A 16,213-nucleotide genomic window follows, 5' to 3' on the forward strand; every position below is an offset into this window, starting at 1 on the left:
CCGGATCCAGCCGCTGTTGGGATAATGCTGCGCGATCAGATCCCGCCAGACCCCCACCGGCATGTCGTAGCGGTCCTCGCGGTCCCACGGCACCTGCTGAACCGAGAAGCCGCGTTCGGAGTTTACGAAAATCGTTCCGCTGAACAGGAACTGGATCGGAACCGTGCCGTCGCGCAGCGCGTGCAGATATTTGGCGGCGGCGACCTCGAAATCGTAGGTGCAGTCCAGGGGCAGGGTCGCGATCGTGCTGCCGGTGAATCCCGGCACCATCGCGGTGCAGTGCTGCCACAGGAAGGTGCGTTGGGTGTTCGCCCAGCGTTCGCGGGCCCCGAACAAGTCCATCAGGCCGGCCGCTTCGTCGTCGGAGTACGAGCGGCGCAGCGGCTCGATCCTGACCTGGCAACGCAGGGCGATGGCGTGCACCGGATCGGATGCCGCAGGGCCGCTGCTGGTGACGCCGACGCGGACGGTGAGGATCGGGCTGACGGTGTACGGTTCGGCCGTCACGTCCAGAACCGCGAAGCTCACATCCATCGGCGGAGCGTTCATCGCGGCACCTCCACTGCGCGGGCGGTGAGCAGGTCGAAGAAGCCGTCGATGAATTCGCGTGCCTGCTGGCCGCCGTCAAAGCCGCGCCACAGCATGCGCAATCGCCCGACGAATTCGTAACAGGCGTCGATCGGGACCAGATAGCTTTCCGGCCGCGATAATTCGTCATCCTGGGGGCCATCGGCGACCCGGACGAGCAGCGCCTCCACGTCGTCGGCCAGCAGGCCCAGCCGCGAGTCGGCACCGCGGATGGTGTCCCACACGTCCATATCCAGCTCGGACTCGGTTGCCCCGGCCGGCCCCGGATAGAACGCGACGGTGTGCCCCAGCGCCGAGTTGGTGAAGAAGAAAGCGATCCCGACCGGGATCTGCAGCGCCTCCCACACCCGGCGATCCAGCGCGAAGTCGGGAAACGACAGATACCGGTCCGGCACCGCCCGATAGCGCAGCTCCGCGTGGGAGTCGATGAACAGCAGATAACAGGCGCGACAGACGCACATCAGTTGCCGGGCAGCCACATTGACGACGTGCTGGTGCTCGTCGGCGATCAGCTCCGCGCACATTTCGCAGCGCTCGCCCGCCGGCTCGGGGGCGCGCCGGTCGCTTCTGATGCGGGTCAGGACGTCGTAGGGGGTGCTCATGCCGGGGCACCCATCACGTCGGCGCCCAATGCCACCGACGGCAGGCCGTCGCGGGTCAACAGCGGAATCGGATCGAGGTGGTTCGCCGACCCATCGCTGGCGTCGGCTCCGGCATGGACCCCCGCATGGACGATGTCGAAATCCGTGCGGCAGCCCGCACAGCGCAGCATCGGACCATGCAGCTCCGAACCGGCCAGAGAGTCGTCGCACACCGGGCAGTGATCCCGGTAGGCGAACGTCTGGTCGCCGACCCGGCACGCCACGATGGTGGTGCCGTCGACCCGGTAACCCCCGACCTCACCCGGGCCCAGCTCGGCCAGCTCGGGCATGGGCTGCCAGCCGGTCGCCCCATGCCCGTTCGAATGGAGATGCGCCAGTAGCGATTCGGCGGGGATCACTCCGCCGGACGCGTCGGCGGACGCCGCGACCACCACCTCGATCGAGGAGATCTCCGGGGCGGCCGCGCGGACCGCGTCCTGCACGGCCAGCTCCAGTGTCACCGCGGACGACGGGCAGCTCTTACAGCTGCCGGTAAACGCGAGCCGCACGGTGCTTTCTCCGGGCCCCTCGCCGGGAACGATGTCGATCAGGTCGACGTCCCCGCCATGCGAGCCCAGATAGGGCCGCACCCGATCCAGCGCATCGGAGACCCTGCGGCGTATGTCGTGCGGATGCAGGCCGTGCACCAGGAGCAGGCTGGCCACCAGGTCGTCGGCGGCCAGCCGCTCGGCCAGACCCCCGGCCGGCCCGGGATCGGCGGCCATCCGCATGATCCGGTCCAGCCCGGCGCCGTAAAGCCCGACCACCTCGCGAACCAGTTGCTGCGCACGGTCGTAGGTGGCGGTGCCACCTGCCGCGCAAGAATCCAGCAGTGTCTGGATCCGATCGCCCGCTGTGCGCCAGTGCGTGTCGGTCTCGGGACTCTCCGGGCGATCGGCCATGCGTCCTCCGTTACTGTGCCGACCCGCTGCGCCCGGCTCCGCCGCGCTTGCGATCGTCACTCCCCGACGGGTGACTGGGTTGGCGTGTGCAGTCTGTCCAGGGACTTGCCCTTTCCCAGGTACATGTGCACACCGCACGGCAGGCACGGATCGAAGCTGCGCACCGTGCGCATGACGTCGATTCCCTTGAAATTGTCCCTGCCGTTCTCCTCGAAGATCGGCTGTCCCTGCACCGCGTCCTCATACGGTCCGGGGGTGCCGTAGCTATCGCGCGGGTTGGCGTTCCAGGGTGTGGGCGGATACGGGTGATAGTTGGCGATCTTGCCGTCCCGGATCACCATGTGGTGGCTGAGCACGCCGCGGACCGCCTCGGTGAAGCCGCAGCCGATGGCCTCGTCGGGCACCTCGAAGCGCTCCCACGTCTTGGTGCGCCCGGCGCGGATCTCTTCGAGCGCCTTTTCGCAGAAGTGCAACGCGCACGCCGCCGCATAGGCCTGGAAGTAGGTGCGCGCCCGATCGCGTTCGATCGTGTTGCTGCCGTATTTCGGGATCGTCCACTCCAACTCGACGGGCCCCTTGAGGGCCGTCTTGGGCAGGTTGATCTTGACGCTGTTGCCGGTCGCTTTGACGTAGCCGATGTCGACCAGGCCGGCCAGGGCGGTCGACCACAGCCGGGCCAGCGGGCCGCCGCCGGTGTCCAGGGCCAGGTGGTCCGTGCCGTCGAACCAGCGTGGTGACATCACCCAGCTGTATTTGCCGCCTTCCAGGTCGCGTTTCTGCGGGTGCGGGTTGGTGTGCTGGTTCCATGGGTGACGCTGGTCGATCGCGTTACCCAGCGGATCGGTCTTGACGAACATCTCCTGCTCGGTCCAGTCGTCGTAATACGAGCTGCCCAAAAGGATTCGGATGCCGAGGTTGATGTCCACCAACGAGTGGGTGAGCAGTTTGCCGTCGACCACCACACCCGGGGTGACGAACATCGCGTTACCCCAGCGCTCCATGTCCTTGTATTCGAAGTTGCACACTTCGGGGTCCTGGAAGGAGCCCCAGCAGCCCAGCAGGGTGCGGCGCAGCCCGACCTTCTCGTAACCGGGCAGTGCGGTGTAGAAGAAGTCGAACAGGTCGTCGTGCATGGGCACGACTTTTTTCATGAACTCGACGTAGCGCATCAGCCGGGTCATGTAGTCGGTCATCAGCTGGACGGTCGCGACGGTGCCGACCCCGCCGGGGTACAGCGTCGAGGGGTGCACGTGCCGGCCCTCCATGAGGCAGAACATCTCTCGTGTCCACCGGCTGACCACGAGCGCTTCGCGATAGAACTCACCGGAGAACGGGTTGAGCGAACGCATGATGTCCGCGATCGTCTTGTAGCCGTGCGCGTCCGCATGCGGTGCCGGTGTCTTCTCGGCCAGCGAGAGCACACTCGGATTGGTCTCGGCGACCATCTTTTCGCAGAAGTCCACGCCGACCAGGTTCTCCTGGAAGATGTTGTGGTCGAACATGTATTCCGCTGCCTCACCGAGGTTGACGATCCACTCGCCCAGATGCGGAGGCTTGACCCCATAGGCCATGTTCTGCGTGTAGCACGAGCAGGTGGCGTGGTTGTCGCCGCAGATGCCGCAGATGCGGCTGGTGATGAAATGGGCGTCGCGAGGGTCCTTGCCCTTCATGAAGATCGAGTAGCCCCGGAAGATCGACGAGGTGCTGTGGCACTCGACGACCTCTTTGTTCTCGAAGTCGATCTTGGTGTAGATGCCCAGGCTGCCCACGATCCTGGTGATGGGATCCCAGGCCATGTCGACCAATTGGCCGGGTTCCCGTGTGGCGTGGGTGGGTTCAGGAATGATGGTTGTCATCGCGCTACTTCTTCCCGCTGTGGCTGCTGTCCGCGTTGGCTGATGCGTCGACGTCTCTTCGTCTGGAACTGGAGGAAGGAGCGCGCCCACCCGGTAGGTGACCTACCAGGTGCGGCGCGCTCCGGTGGTGAGTTTGTCGCCGTTGTGGCGCCACCGCGGCTCTTTGTCGAGGGTGCGTTCCGTGATACCCCTCAGACTGCGAATCACGGATCCGTACAAACCCGACGCGGTGCTCGAGATCTTGCCGCCCGGCGGTTCGTCCATGAACGGCATGAATTTGTCGGGGAACCCCGGCATGGTGCAGCCAATGCAGATGCCACCGACGTTGGGGCAACCCCCGACACCGTTGATCCACCCCCGCTTGGGCACGTTGCACTTCACGACCGGCCCCCAACAGCCCAGTTTGACAATGCATTTCGGCGAACCGTACTCGGTGGCGAAGTCGCCCTGCTCGTAGTAGCCGGCCCGGTCGCACCCCTCGTGCACGGTGGCGCCGAACAACCACTGGGGGCGCAGCGCGTCGTCGAGCGGGATCATCGGCGCCTGACCGGTCGCCATGTAGAGCAGGTAGGTCAGAGTCTCCGAGAGGTTGTCCGGCTGGATCGGGCAGCCGGGAACGCACACGATCGGAATGCCCGCCTTGCTCTTCCAATCCCAGCCCAGATAGTCCGGCACTCCCATCGCCCCGGTCGGATTGCCGGCCATCGCGTGGATGCCCCCGTAGGTGGCGCAGGTCCCGACCGCCACGATCGCGGTGGCCTTGGGCGCCAGCCGGTCCAGCCACTCGCTGGTGGTCATCGGCTGGCCGGTGGCCGGGTCGTTGCCGAACCCGCACCAGTACCCCTCGTTTTTGATCTTCTCGTTCGGGATGGACCCCTCGACGACGAGCACAAAAGGTTCCAACTCCCCGCGGTCGGCCTTGAAGAACCACTCGAGGAAGTCGTCCGCGCCTCCGGTGGGTCCGCATTCGAAGTCGATCAGGGGCCAGTGCACGGCGACCTGGGGGAGTCCGGGCAGGGCCCCCAAGGCGATTTCCTCGACGCTGGGCTGGGTGGCAGCAGTCAACGCCACCGAATCACCGTCACAACTGAGGCCCGCGTTGATCCAGAGAACATGGATCAATGTCTGTTCTGCCTTGACTGCTGCTTCCGTTGGCATGCTGCAGCTTTCCGGAGCCGGGCTGAGGCTCCTGCGCCGCCGGAGTCGACCGTCGGCCCACTTGCGCAGCGCTATTTTTTGGGTCTACTCCCGCTATCGAGCGTTGTCAACGGTGCGGCCCCAGCCACTAATAGTCACGCGTTGCATAACACCGAAAGACGCCGTGCGCCTGGGTGATTCGACGAGCCAGGCCAGCTGACGCGAGGCGGGTTGTCCTGCGAACGCTTTGCAGGAGCGCGGGGCCCGGAACCGCTTCGGACGAGCGCCGTTCACGCGTCGCCTGCGGCGAAGTGCCGCAGCCAGCCGAACCAGGCGCCCATCCCGTCGCCGGTGCGCGCACTGACCGGCAAGATCGTCGCCGCCGCGTTGACTGCACGGATATGGGCGATATAGGCGTCGACGTCCACGTCGAGGTGGGGCACCAGGTCGATTTTGTTGAGGAGCACCACATCCACCGACCGGAACATCACCGGATACTTCAGCGGCTTGTCCTCGCCCTCGGTCACCGAATAGACCATGGCCTTGGCGTGCTCGCCGACGTCGAACTCGGCCGGGCAGACCAGATTGCCGACGTTCTCGATGACGACGAGGTCCAGAACGGGGAGGTCGAGGCCCCCCAGTGCCCGGCCGACCATGGGAGCGTCGAGATGGCATTCGCCGCCAAATCCGTTGCTGGTATTCAGTAGTGACACCTGGGCGCCGCGGCCGCTGAGCTTGGCCGCGTCCAGATCGGTGGCAATATCGCCCTCGATCACCCCGATCGCGAGCTCGCCGCCGAGTTCGTCGAGCGTCGCCTGCAGGACCGTGGTCTTGCCCGATCCGGGAGAGCTCATCAGGTTGAGGGTGCGGACCCCGTTGCTCTCGAACGCCGCCCGGTTGGTCTCGGCGAGCAGGTCGTTCTCGGCGAAGATCGCCTCCAGGACATCGATGCGCTGGCCGCCGGTCCGGTAGCTACTGTGATCGCCGTGGTCGTGCTCGTGGGCCGGGTGATCGTGGGAGTGGGTGTGCACCGTGCCGTCGTCGTGCCGATGAAATCTACCCATGCTCAACACCTTTCGATGTGGCATCTGACGATGCAGATGACGCCGCGGGGCCCGTGTTCACGAGACGTCCAATGACGTCACCAAGAATTCGTTGCCGCGCAGCACTTCGACGTCGGAACTGTCGCAGCGCGGACACCAGATCGACCACGGCGATTCGATCTCGGATTGCCGGCCGCACGCACGGCACTTCACCTCGGCGCTGACGCATTCGAGTTCCAGTTCGGCGTCGGGCATGTCCTCGGCGTCCCGCACCAGCGTCCAGCAGAAGGACAACGACTCCGGCACCACCTGGCGGAGCGCGCCGACCCGCACGCGCACCACGTCGACGTGCCGGCCGTCGGCGTGGCCTTTGACCACACCGGCGATCGCTTCGCACAACGACAGCTCATGCACCGTGGATCACCGGTGCCCGGGGTCCGTCCGACCGGTGGGCTGAAGCGAGGGCGCCCATGAGCACTGTTCTACACCCGAACGGCCCTGATCGGTGAGCCTCTCATCGACCGGATCGGTGGCTAGGTCGCGGTTTCGGTTCCGAGATCAGCGGGGCCCCACCTGTCTTCGATGCGTCCGTAGCGCCAGATGAGCAGGGCCACCGCCCACGTGATGACGAACATGCCGACGACGACGTAGCCGACCGCGTTGAGGTCCAGCCCGCCGATCCAGTTCCAGAACGTGCCCCGCCAACCGAACTGGTCGGCGAAAAGGACGAGGAGTTCGACGCTCCCGATGAGCAGGGCGACCGCCACCGACAGCGCGGTGATGGTGATGTTGTAGTAGATCTTGCGCACCGGATTGGAAAAGGCCCATCCGTAGGCGAAATTCATGAACGATCCGTCGATGGTGTCCAGGAGGCACATGCCGGCCGTGAACAGCACCGGCAGGCACATGATCGCGTACCACGGCAGCCCGGCGGCGGCGCTGGTGCCGGCCAGCACCAGGAGCCCGATCTCGGTGGCGGTGTCGAAACCCAGCCCGAACAACAGCCCGACGGGATAGCAGTGCCAGGATTTGGTGATCGACTTGGTGAGGCGGCCGAGCAGCCGGTTCATCAGTCCGCGGCTTTGCAGTTGCCGCTCCAGTTCGGCCCCGTCCGTCTCGGGGTCGTATTCGCCTCGGCGCAGCCGCGCGAACACCCGCAGGATGCCGACCAGGACGATGACGTTGAGAAGGGCGATCGCATACAGGAAGAGACCGGAGACGCTGGTGCCGATCAACCCCGTGTAGTGGTGCAGCGTCGAGGAGTCGTCCTTGACCGGCCCGACGAGCGTCTTCACCCCGCATGCCAGCAACACCGCCAACCCGAAGACCACCGTGGAATGGCCCAGCGAAAAGAAGAAGCCGACGGCCAGCGGGCGCTGCCCATCGTTCATCAGCTTGCGGGTGGTGTTGTCGATGGCGGCGATGTGGTCGGCGTCAAACGCATGCCGCATGCCCAGCGTGTAAGCGGTCAATCCGATGCCAATGCCAAAAGCTTTGCCGCCCAGGCTGTATTGCGCCGGCGCCACGATCAACACCAGCGTGAACCAGCCGATCAGGTGCAGCGCGACGATGGCCGCCAGCATCGAGGCCAGGCGCCACCACTCCGCCGGTGTCAGCGCGCCGAGAAGCCTGGTCGTCCGTGACGGCCGCCGGGCGATCTCGGTGCTGGCCACTGGGGTCCTTCCGGCGCGTCCTTGCGGTATCGGGCAGTGAACAACCGGCACGACTGTAAGTTCCGCGTCGCGCCAGATGCAAGTGAATCGCAGAATCGTGGAGCTGTGATTGTGGCGAAAGCTGGCGATCCCGGCGCCGCGGCGCGACACTGAACCGGTGACGCCCAAGCCGTCTGCGCTCGACGCGTCGGTCACCGAGAGGATCGGCGATCTGTTGCGTGCTCGCGGGCTGCGGCGGATGGCTTCCCGGATCCAGGTGCTGGCGGTGCTCGAACCGGTCAACGGACACCTGTCGGTGGCCGAGATCGACAAGCGGATGCGCGCGTGCCTTCCCCCGGGGGCCCAGGCGCCGGACGTGGCCACCGTCTACCGCACGGTGACCACCCTGGTCGATCAGGGGGTGTTGCACGCGCTGACCCTCGACGGCGGCGTCACGACCTACGGGCTGGCCACCGCCCCGCACCACCACGCGGTCTGCACGAAGTGCGGCACGCTCATCGAGGTACCCGCTCGCCGGCTGAGCCTGGCGCTCGAGCATGCGATGGCGGGCAGCTCGTTCGCGCTCTCGGAGGCGGCGGGGCTGACGCTGCACGGTCTGTGTCCCCAGTGTCAGGACGACAAGCCGTCCGCTCGGCCGCGCTGAAGCTGACCTCAGCGCAGACCCAGTAGCGCGTTCTCCACCACCTCGGCCAGCGCCGGGTGGATCCAGTACTGCCCGCGCGCCATCTGCGGCGCGGTAAGCCCGAAGCTCATCGCCTGGATCAACGGCTGGATGATCGACGAGGCCTGATGGCCCATGATGTGCGCGCCCAGCAGCCGCCCGGTGCCGCGCTCGGCGATGAGCTTGACGATCCCGGTGGTGTCCTCCGACGCCCAGCCGTAGGCGACGTCACCGTAGTCCTGGATCTTCACCGAAATCTTGAAACCCTGTGCTATAGCCTGGTTTTCGGTCAGCCCGACGGAGGCGATCTGCGGATCGGTGAACACCGCGGACGGCACGTAGCGATGGTCGGTGACGGCCATCGCGTCGGTGTCGTCCCAGTCGCACAGCAGATTGTGCTGCACGACACGCGCCTCGTGGTTGGCGACGTGCTTGAGCTGATACGGGGAGGAGACGTCGCCGAGGGCGAAAACGCCACGCGCCGTGGTTCGCTGGTGCTCGTCGACAACGACGAGGCCGTCCTCGATCGCGACGCCGGCCTGCTCGGCGTCGAGCTGATCGCCGTTGGCCACGCGGCCGGTCGCCACCAGCAGCGCGTCGGCGTCCAGGGTGCGACCGTCGTCGAGCCGCACCGCGACGCCCGGGCCGCGGTCGGTGACGCCCACGACGTTGCGATGGGTGTGCAGTTCCCATTTGGTCGCCGCGATGCGGGTGAAGCGTTCGCAGAGCACGTCATCGCAATGCCGCAGCAGGGTGGAGCCCCGGACCACCATGGTGACCCGCGAGCCCAGACAGGAGAAGATGTGTGCGAATTCGGCCGCCACGAAACCGCCACCGACGATCACCAAATGCTCAGGCAGCTCGGGGATTCGCATGATCGTGTCGCTGGTGTGGTAGGTCGCACCCGACTCGAGTATCGCCGGGGGAACCACGGCCCGCGCCCCGGCCGCGATCACCACCTGGTCGGCGGTGAACTCGTCGCCGGCGTCGGTGCGCAACAGGTAGCGCCCATCGGTCTGGACCGGACCGAACCGGGTGTGCTGCTTGTACACATCGATATTGGGCGCGGAATTCCGATAGTCCTCACCGCTGACCCCGATCGGATCGATGCGCCCGAAGACCCGCGAGACGATGTCGTCCCAGCGCACCTGCTCGATGTGCGCGTCGACGCCGAAACGCGCTGCCTCCCGGACCGTCTGGGCGACCTCGCCGGCGTAGACGAACATCTTGGTCGGGATGCACCCGACGTTCAGGCACGTGCCCCCGAACGTGCCCTGCTCGCAGATCGCCACCCGCTTGTCGGCGAAGCGGTCATCGAGAATGCTGTTGCCCGAACCGGTTCCGATGATCGCGACGTCGTAGGTCTCCACACCCTCACCCCTCTCCGTACGACGCTGGGGTGTCGTTGTTGTTGGTGGGCAGATACTCGTCCAGCCAGAGATCCAGTTCCCGATAGGCGACTCCGCGCGGCCCGTCCATCGACAAGAACACGTCGTGTTTGGCATCGACCACCGGAACGATGGTGCTGCGGTTCCCGATGCAGCCGGCCCACCGGGCGATCTGGGTGACGTCGAGGACCGCGTCGCCGCACCGCATGGACGCGGGGTCCGGGGTCTCCTGCACGCTGTGGTCCGACCGCAGGATCAGATTCGGCACGCCGACGTCGAGGCCGCGATGCAGCCGGGCCTGGGCGCGACGGATGGCATGCAGCCAGCCGAAGGTGATCGGGAACCCGCCAACGGGTTTCCACTGCAGGTTGTAGTCGAATTGCCCGCCATAGTCACGATGCAACGTGGTGCCGTAGCCGCCCTCAACCGGCGACCGGGCCACGCCCCTGGACCGCACCCGCGACAGGCCGGCGATCAGCGGCACGGTCGCGGAATGCCGCAGGACGGCCGGACCGGGCAGCTCCAGGAACGGGCTGTTGAGCACCAGGCCGCCGACGCGCGCGTGCGCGGCCGGGTTGCGGCGGCGCAACCGGTCCAGCCATAACGACACGATGAGTCCACCGGCGGAATGCCCGTACACCAGCACGTCGCGGGCCTGCGCGCTCACAACGCCCAGCGCGTGCTCGAGCTCGGTGTCGTAGCGGGCGAGGTCGGTGATGAAGTGCGGTGTCTGGCCGTCGCGCCGCGACCGCCCGCACTTGTGCAGGTCCTGCGCGTAGAAGGCGAAGCCGCGGGCGGCGAAGTGTTCGGCGAGTTCGGTGTGGAAGAAGTAATCGGTGTAGCCGTGGACCGCCAGCACCGCCCGCCCGGCCGGGCCTGCCTGGCCGCCGGGGGTTCCCGGTTCCGGCCCGCGCCGGATCAGGGTCGCCACGATGTCGCCCTCACCGGCGGGATCGGAGCCGAGCGCGATGGTGCGCTGCCAATATCCAGGTAGGACATCGGGCACCCAGCCAGTCACGCAGCAAGCTTAGAGCTTTTGCTGGGCACGGGGAGCCGCACGTCGTTCGGGCTCAGTTTGCCTCGGGATAACCTGGGGATCGGCCCAGTCGAGGGAAGGACCTACACGCCGGTGTCATCGCTAGCCACAACCACGCGCACGGATGTCGCGCTGGTGGGCGCGGGCATCATGAGCGCGACGCTGGGCGCGTTGCTGCGCCGGCTGCAGCCGGATTGGTCGATGACCTTCGTCGAGCGTCTCGACGCCGTCGCCGCCGAAAGCAGCGACCCCTGGAACAACGCGGGCACCGGGCATTCGGCGCTGTGCGAGCTCAACTACACCCCGCAGCGCGCCGACGGCTCGATCGACATCGGCAAAGCGGTGCGCATCAACGAACAGTTTCAGGTGACCCGCCAATTTTGGGCCTACGCCGTCGAGAACGGCATCCTGACCGATCGACGCTTCCTGACCCGCGTCCCGCACGCGAGCTTCGTGCGCGGGGCGCGGCGCGTCGACTATCTACGACGACGACAGCGCGCCTTGGCCGACAACCCGCTGTTCGCCGGCATCGAATTGATCGAGGACGCGCAAGAGTTCGCGCGCCGGTTGCCGTTGATGGCCGCCGAGCGCGACTTCTCCGCGCCGACCGCGCTCAACTGGGCCGCCCACGGCACCGACGTCGACTTCGGTGCGCTGTCGCGCCAGCTGATCGGGTTTTGCGTGCGGGGCGGCGCGACGGCATTGTTCGGCCACGAGGTGCGCAACCTGACCCGCACGTCCGACGGCGGCTGGACGCTGCTGATGCGCAACCGCCGCACCGGCGAAAAGCGCCGGTGCCACGCCAAATTCGTCTTCGTCGGGGCCGGTGGCCACGCGCTGCCGCTGCTGCAGAGGTCCGGCATCAACGAGGTCAAGGGCTTCGCGGGATTCCCGATCGGCGGGCGGTTCCTGCGCGCCGACAACCGGGCGCTCACTACCGCGCACCGGGCCAAGGTGTATGGGGCTCCCGCGCCCGGCGCGCCGCCCCTCGGGGCGCTGCACCTGGACCTGCGCTACGTCAACGGCAAGCCGTGGCTGGTGTTCGGCCCCTACGCGGGCTGGTCACCGAAGTTCTTGAAACACGGGCACTTCACCGACCTGCCCCGCTCGGTGAAGCCGCACAACCTGACCTCGCTGCTCGGTGTCGGTGCCACCCAACTGGCGCTCGTCCGATACCTGCTCGGCCAGCTGCGGCTCTCCGAACCGGGCCGGCTGCGCATGCTGCGCGAATTCGCCCCCACCGCAGCGGGTTCGGACTGGGAGCTGACGGTGGCCGGCCAGCGAGTGCAGGTGATCCGGCGCGACAAGCGCAAGGGTGGGGTGCTCGACTTCGACACCACCGTCGTGGGTGCGGCCGACGGGAGCATCGCGGGGTTGCTCGGCGGTTCGCCCGGCGCGTCGACCGCGGTGCCGATCATGCTCGACGTGTTGCAACGGTGCTTTGCCAACCGCTTTCAGGCCTGGCAGCCCGCCCTCAAAGAGATGGTTCCCTCGCTCGGGGCGACGCTGTCGGATGAGCCGGCGCTCTACGACGAAGTGTTTTCCTGGGGAACGAGGGTGCTGGGGTTGGAGCGTGTCGTGACCGGCGGTGCAAGCGATGAGGAGGAGCGGCGCCAGTGACACGCGGCGACGACGATGCAGAGCGAAGCGATGAGGAGGAGCGGCGCCAGTGACACGCGGCGACGACGATGCAGAGCGAAGCGATGAGGAGGAGCGGCGCCAGTGACCGAAGCACTGCGACGTATCTGGGCCAAAGACCTTGATGCCCAGACGCTTTACGAGCTGCTCAAGCTGCGGGTGGAGGTGTTCGTCGTCGAACAGGCGATCCCGTATCCGGAACTGGACGGGCGTGACCTCCTCGCCGAAACCCGGCACTTCTGGCTGGAAACCGGTGACGGCGAGGTGATCTGCACGCTGCGTCTGATGGAGGAGCACGCCGGAGGCGACAAGGCGTTCCGGATCGGGCGACTGTGCACCAAACGCAGCAGTCGCGGACAGGGCCACACCACCCGGCTGCTGCGCGCGGCCCTGGCCGAGGTGGGTGATTACCCGTGCCGGATCAATGCGCAGACCTATTTGGCCGAGATGTACGCCCAGCACGGATTTGTGCGCGACGGCGATGATTTCCTCGACGACGGGGTCCCGCACGTGCCCATGCTGCGGCCCGGCTCGGGTCTGGCGGCGAAGCCGTGAGGCCCTATCCGTTCAGCGCCATCGTCGGCCACGACGAGCTGCGGCTCGCCCTGCTGTTGTGCGCGGTGCGCCCGGAGATCGGCGGCGCGCTGATCCGCGGCGAGAAGGGCACCGCCAAGTCGACGGCCGTGCGCGGTCTGGCGGCGTTGCTGTCCGCCGCCACGGGTAGCGACTCCGGCCTGGTCGAAATGCCGCTGGGGGCAACCGAAGACCGGGTGATCGGTTCACTGGATCTGCAGCGGGTGCTGCGCGACGGCGAGCACGCGTTCTCGCCGGGGCTGTTGGCCCGCGCGCACGGCGGCGTGCTCTACGTCGACGAGGTCAACCTGCTGCACGATCATCTCGTCGACGTGCTGCTCGACGCCGCGGCGATGGGGCGGGTGCACATCGAACGTGACGGCATCTCGCATTCGCATGAGGCCCGGTTCGTGTTGATCGGCACGATGAATCCCGAAGAGGGTGAACTGCGTCCGCAGCTGCTGGACCGGTTCGGTCTCACCGTCGACGTGCGCGCCTCACGCGACGTGGACGTGCGGGTGCAGGTGATCCGGCAGCGGATGGCTTATGAGGCCGACCCGGACGGCTTCGCCGAGCGCTATGCCGGCGCCGACGCCGAGCTGGCCCGGCGCATCGCCGCGGCCCGCACGCTCGTCGACGACGTGGTATTGCCCGACAACGAGTTACGGCGCATCGCGGCGCTGTGCGCGGCGTTCGACGTCGACGGCATGCGCGCGGATCTGGTCGTGGCCCGCACCGCCGTCGCGCATGCGGCCTGGCGTGGCGCGCACACCGTCGAAGAACAGGACATCCGGGTGGCCGCCGAGCTGGCGCTGCCGCATCGGCGCCGCCGCGACCCCTTCGACGATCCGGGCATCGACCGCGACCAGCTGGACGAAGCCCTGGCGCAAGCCGGCTCCGACCCCGACCCCGAGCCCGACCCGCCCGGCGGACAATCGGCAGACACGGGTCAGGATGCACCGCAACAGAACTCGGGCGAACGTCCCACGGCGCCGCCGCCGAAGACGAAGCCCAGCGCGCCGCCGTCGAAAACCTTCCGCACCCGCACCCTGCGGGTTCCGGGGGTCGGGGAGGGCGCACCCGGGCGGCGGTCACGGGCGCGCAACGCCAGCGGCAGCGTCATCGCCGCCGCGGACGGCGACGACACCAGCTGCGGCGGGCACGGGCTGCACCTCTTCGCCACCCTGCTGTCGGCCGCCGAGCGCGCCGGGGCCGGGCCGCTGCGGCCCGGGCCCGACGATGTGCGGCGGGCCGTGCGCGAGGGTCGCGAAGGCAATCTCGTGATCTTCGTCGTGGACGCCTCGGGTTCGATGGCCGCCCGGGATCGCATGGCAGCGGTCAGCGGCGCCACACTGTCGCTGCTGCGTGACGCCTATCAGCGCCGCGACAAGGTCGCCGTGATCACCTTCCGGCACCAGGAGGCGCGGTTGTTGTTGCCGCCGACCTCGTCGGCGCACATCGCCGGCCGGCGACTGGCCCGGTTCGACACCGGCGGCAAGACCCCGCTGGCTGAGGGTCTGCTGGCCGCGCGTGAGCTGATCGTCCGGGAGAAGGCACGTGACCGGTCCCGCCGCCCCCTGGTGGTGGTGCTCACCGACGGCCGGGCCACCGCCGGGCCGGATCCGTTGGGCCGCACCCGCTCCGCGGCGGCCAGATTGGTCGCCGAGGGTGCCGCCGCGGTGGTCGTTGACTGCGAAACGTCGTATGTGCGGCTGGGTTTGGCCGAGCAACTCGCCCGACACCTCGGTGCTCCGTCCGTTCGGCTGGAGCAGTTGCACGCGGATTCGTTGACGCGTGCGGTGCGCGACGTGGCCTGAGAAGGCCCTGAGAAAGGTAACCTGTTATGCCGCAAGGCGTTCCACTTCAAGTCCCTGATGACGGCCTGACCACCCGGGCGCGCCGCCGCACACCCGTGCTGGCCGTGCACACCGGCGCCGGCAAGGGAAAGTCCACGGCGGCCTTTGGAATGGCGCTGCGGGCCTGGAACGCCGGGCTTTCCGTCGCGGTGTTCCAGTTCGTCAAGAGCACCAAGTGGAAGGTGGGCGAGGAGGCGGCTTTCGCCGCGCTCGGCGACGTGCACGAGCAGCACCAAGCCGGTGGGCCCGTCGAATGGCACAAGATGGGTGCGGGCTGGTCCTGGACGCGCAAGGCGGGCAGCGACATCGATCACGCGGCGGCAGCGGCCGACGGCTGGGCCGAGGTTGCGCGCCGGCTGGCCGCCCAGCGTCACGATTTCTACGTGCTGGACGAGTTCACCTATCCGCTGAAATGGGGCTGGGTGGACGTCGACGAGGTGGTCGCGGCGTTGGCGGCGCGGCCCGGCCACCAGCACGTGGTCATCACCGGACGCGGCGCCCCGCAGCGGTTGGTCGATGCGGCCGACCTGGTCACCGAGATGACCAAGGTCAAGCACCCGATGGACGCCGGCCGTAAGGGGCAGAAGGGTATCGAGTGGTGAGTGTTCCGGCTGTGGTCATCGCCGCGCCCGCTTCCGGCAGCGGAAAGACCACGGTGGCAACGGGTTTGATCGGCGCACTGCGGCGCGCGGGCCACACCGTGGCGCCGTTCAAGGTGGGCCCGGACTTCATCGATCCCGGCTATCACGGCCTCGCCGCCGACCGGCCCGGCCGCAACCTCGACCCGGTGCTGGTCGGGGAGGGGCTCATCGGCCCGCTGTACGCTCACGGCGCCGCCGGCGCGGGCATCGCCGTGATCGAAGGGGTGATGGGACTTTTCGACGGGCGGATCGGGCCGTCCGCCACCACCCCCGCGGCGGGATCGACCGCCCACGTCGCCGGCCTGCTGGGTGCGCCCGTTGTCCTGGTCGTCGACGCACGCGGTCAAAGCCAAAGCATCGCCGCACTGCTGCACGGCTTTTCGACGTTCGACACCGCGACCCGGGTCGTCGGTGTGATCCTGAACCGGGTCGGCTCGGCGCGGCATGAGCAGGTGCTGCGACAGGCCTGCGAGCAGGCCGGTGTCCCGGTGCTGGGCGCCATCCCGCGTGTCGCTGAATTAGAGCTTCCCACAAGATATTTAGGGCTGGTCACCGCGGTGGAGTACGGGCGCCGGGCCCG

The 16,213-nt window shown here is 67.7% G+C and carries 16 protein-coding genes; 6 read left to right on the forward strand and 10 right to left on the reverse strand.

Annotation, left to right across the window (positions count from 1 at the left end; genetic code table 11):
- The 8 genes from Q0W90_RS16765 to Q0W90_RS16800 form a co-directional block, all read right to left on the reverse strand.
- A partial coding sequence (locus tag Q0W90_RS16765; protein ID WP_297775310.1) for a DUF6084 family protein occupies positions 1-549 on the reverse strand: 549 nt, incomplete at its 3' end.
- Positions 546-1,190 (reverse strand): DUF5947 family protein, encoded by a 645-nt coding sequence (locus Q0W90_RS16770; RefSeq protein WP_297775312.1) that lies wholly within the window; start codon positions 1,188-1,190, stop codon positions 546-548. The genes Q0W90_RS16770 and Q0W90_RS16765, both read right to left, overlap by 4 nt.
- Complete coding sequence (locus Q0W90_RS16775; RefSeq protein ID WP_297596798.1) at positions 1,187-2,131, reverse strand: NifU family protein; 945 nt, start codon at positions 2,129-2,131, stop codon at positions 1,187-1,189. Before Q0W90_RS16775 ends, Q0W90_RS16770 begins: the two co-directional genes overlap by 4 nt.
- 56 nt (positions 2,132-2,187) lie before the next feature.
- A complete protein-coding gene (locus Q0W90_RS16780; protein ID WP_297775313.1) occupies positions 2,188-3,987 on the reverse strand; it encodes a nickel-dependent hydrogenase large subunit in 1,800 nt (599 codons plus the stop codon).
- A gap of 102 nt (positions 3,988-4,089) precedes the next feature.
- Positions 4,090-5,145, reverse strand: a complete 1,056-nt coding sequence (locus tag Q0W90_RS16785; RefSeq protein ID WP_297596802.1) for a hydrogenase expression protein HypE — start codon at positions 5,143-5,145, stop codon at positions 4,090-4,092.
- Between the two features lie 269 nt (positions 5,146-5,414).
- Positions 5,415-6,188: a hydrogenase nickel incorporation protein HypB gene (gene hypB / locus Q0W90_RS16790; RefSeq protein ID WP_297596804.1), complete on the reverse strand. Its 774-nt coding sequence runs from the start codon at positions 6,186-6,188 to the stop codon at positions 5,415-5,417.
- Between the two features lie 57 nt (positions 6,189-6,245).
- Positions 6,246-6,581: a hydrogenase maturation nickel metallochaperone HypA gene (locus tag Q0W90_RS16795; protein WP_297596806.1), complete on the reverse strand. Its 336-nt coding sequence runs from the start codon at positions 6,579-6,581 to the stop codon at positions 6,246-6,248.
- Between the two features lie 119 nt (positions 6,582-6,700).
- Positions 6,701-7,840, reverse strand: coding sequence for a HoxN/HupN/NixA family nickel/cobalt transporter (locus Q0W90_RS16800; RefSeq protein ID WP_297596808.1), 1,140 nt, complete (start codon positions 7,838-7,840; stop codon positions 6,701-6,703).
- 157 nt (positions 7,841-7,997) lie between these two features.
- Between Q0W90_RS16800 and Q0W90_RS16805 the strand changes: the two genes are divergently transcribed.
- On the forward strand, positions 7,998-8,483 hold the full coding sequence (locus Q0W90_RS16805) for a Fur family transcriptional regulator (protein ID WP_297596810.1): 486 nt from the start codon (positions 7,998-8,000) through the stop codon (positions 8,481-8,483).
- 8 nt (positions 8,484-8,491) lie between these two features.
- Here the strand turns inward: Q0W90_RS16805 and mtr are convergent, their stop codons facing one another.
- Positions 8,492-9,871 carry a mycothione reductase gene (gene mtr / locus Q0W90_RS16810; protein ID WP_297775316.1) on the reverse strand — a complete coding sequence of 460 codons (1,380 nt, stop codon included), beginning with the start codon at positions 9,869-9,871 and terminating at the stop codon, positions 8,492-8,494.
- 4 nt (positions 9,872-9,875) lie between these two features.
- Positions 9,876-10,895 (reverse strand): alpha/beta hydrolase, encoded by a 1,020-nt coding sequence (locus Q0W90_RS16815; RefSeq protein WP_297775322.1) that lies wholly within the window; start codon positions 10,893-10,895, stop codon positions 9,876-9,878.
- Between the two features lie 123 nt (positions 10,896-11,018).
- Here Q0W90_RS16815 and mqo point away from each other — a divergent pair, with 123 nt between their 5' ends.
- The 5 genes from mqo to Q0W90_RS16840 all read left to right on the forward strand — a co-directional run.
- On the forward strand, positions 11,019-12,545 hold the full coding sequence (gene mqo, locus Q0W90_RS16820) for a malate dehydrogenase (quinone) (protein ID WP_297596814.1): 1,527 nt from the start codon (positions 11,019-11,021) through the stop codon (positions 12,543-12,545).
- A 102-nt stretch (positions 12,546-12,647) separates the two neighbouring features.
- The gene (locus Q0W90_RS16825) at positions 12,648-13,118 is read left to right on the forward strand and encodes a GNAT family N-acetyltransferase (protein ID WP_297596816.1); all 471 of its coding nucleotides are present in this window, start codon (positions 12,648-12,650) and stop codon (positions 13,116-13,118) included.
- Positions 13,115-14,953, forward strand: a complete 1,839-nt coding sequence (locus Q0W90_RS16830) for a magnesium chelatase subunit D family protein (protein ID WP_297775318.1) — start codon at positions 13,115-13,117, stop codon at positions 14,951-14,953. Before Q0W90_RS16825 ends, Q0W90_RS16830 begins: the two co-directional genes overlap by 4 nt.
- Positions 14,954-14,979: 26 nt before the next feature.
- A complete protein-coding gene (gene cobO / locus Q0W90_RS16835; protein WP_297596821.1) occupies positions 14,980-15,594 on the forward strand; it encodes a cob(I)yrinic acid a,c-diamide adenosyltransferase in 615 nt (204 codons plus the stop codon).
- Positions 15,591-16,213, forward strand: a 623-nt coding sequence (locus tag Q0W90_RS16840; RefSeq protein ID WP_297775320.1) for a cobyrinate a,c-diamide synthase, incomplete at its 3' end; no start/stop codon positions are given. The genes cobO and Q0W90_RS16840, both read left to right, overlap by 4 nt.

The organism is Mycobacterium sp., from assembly GCF_025933915.1.
Classification (GTDB): Bacteria; Actinomycetota; Actinomycetes; order Mycobacteriales; family Mycobacteriaceae; genus Mycobacterium.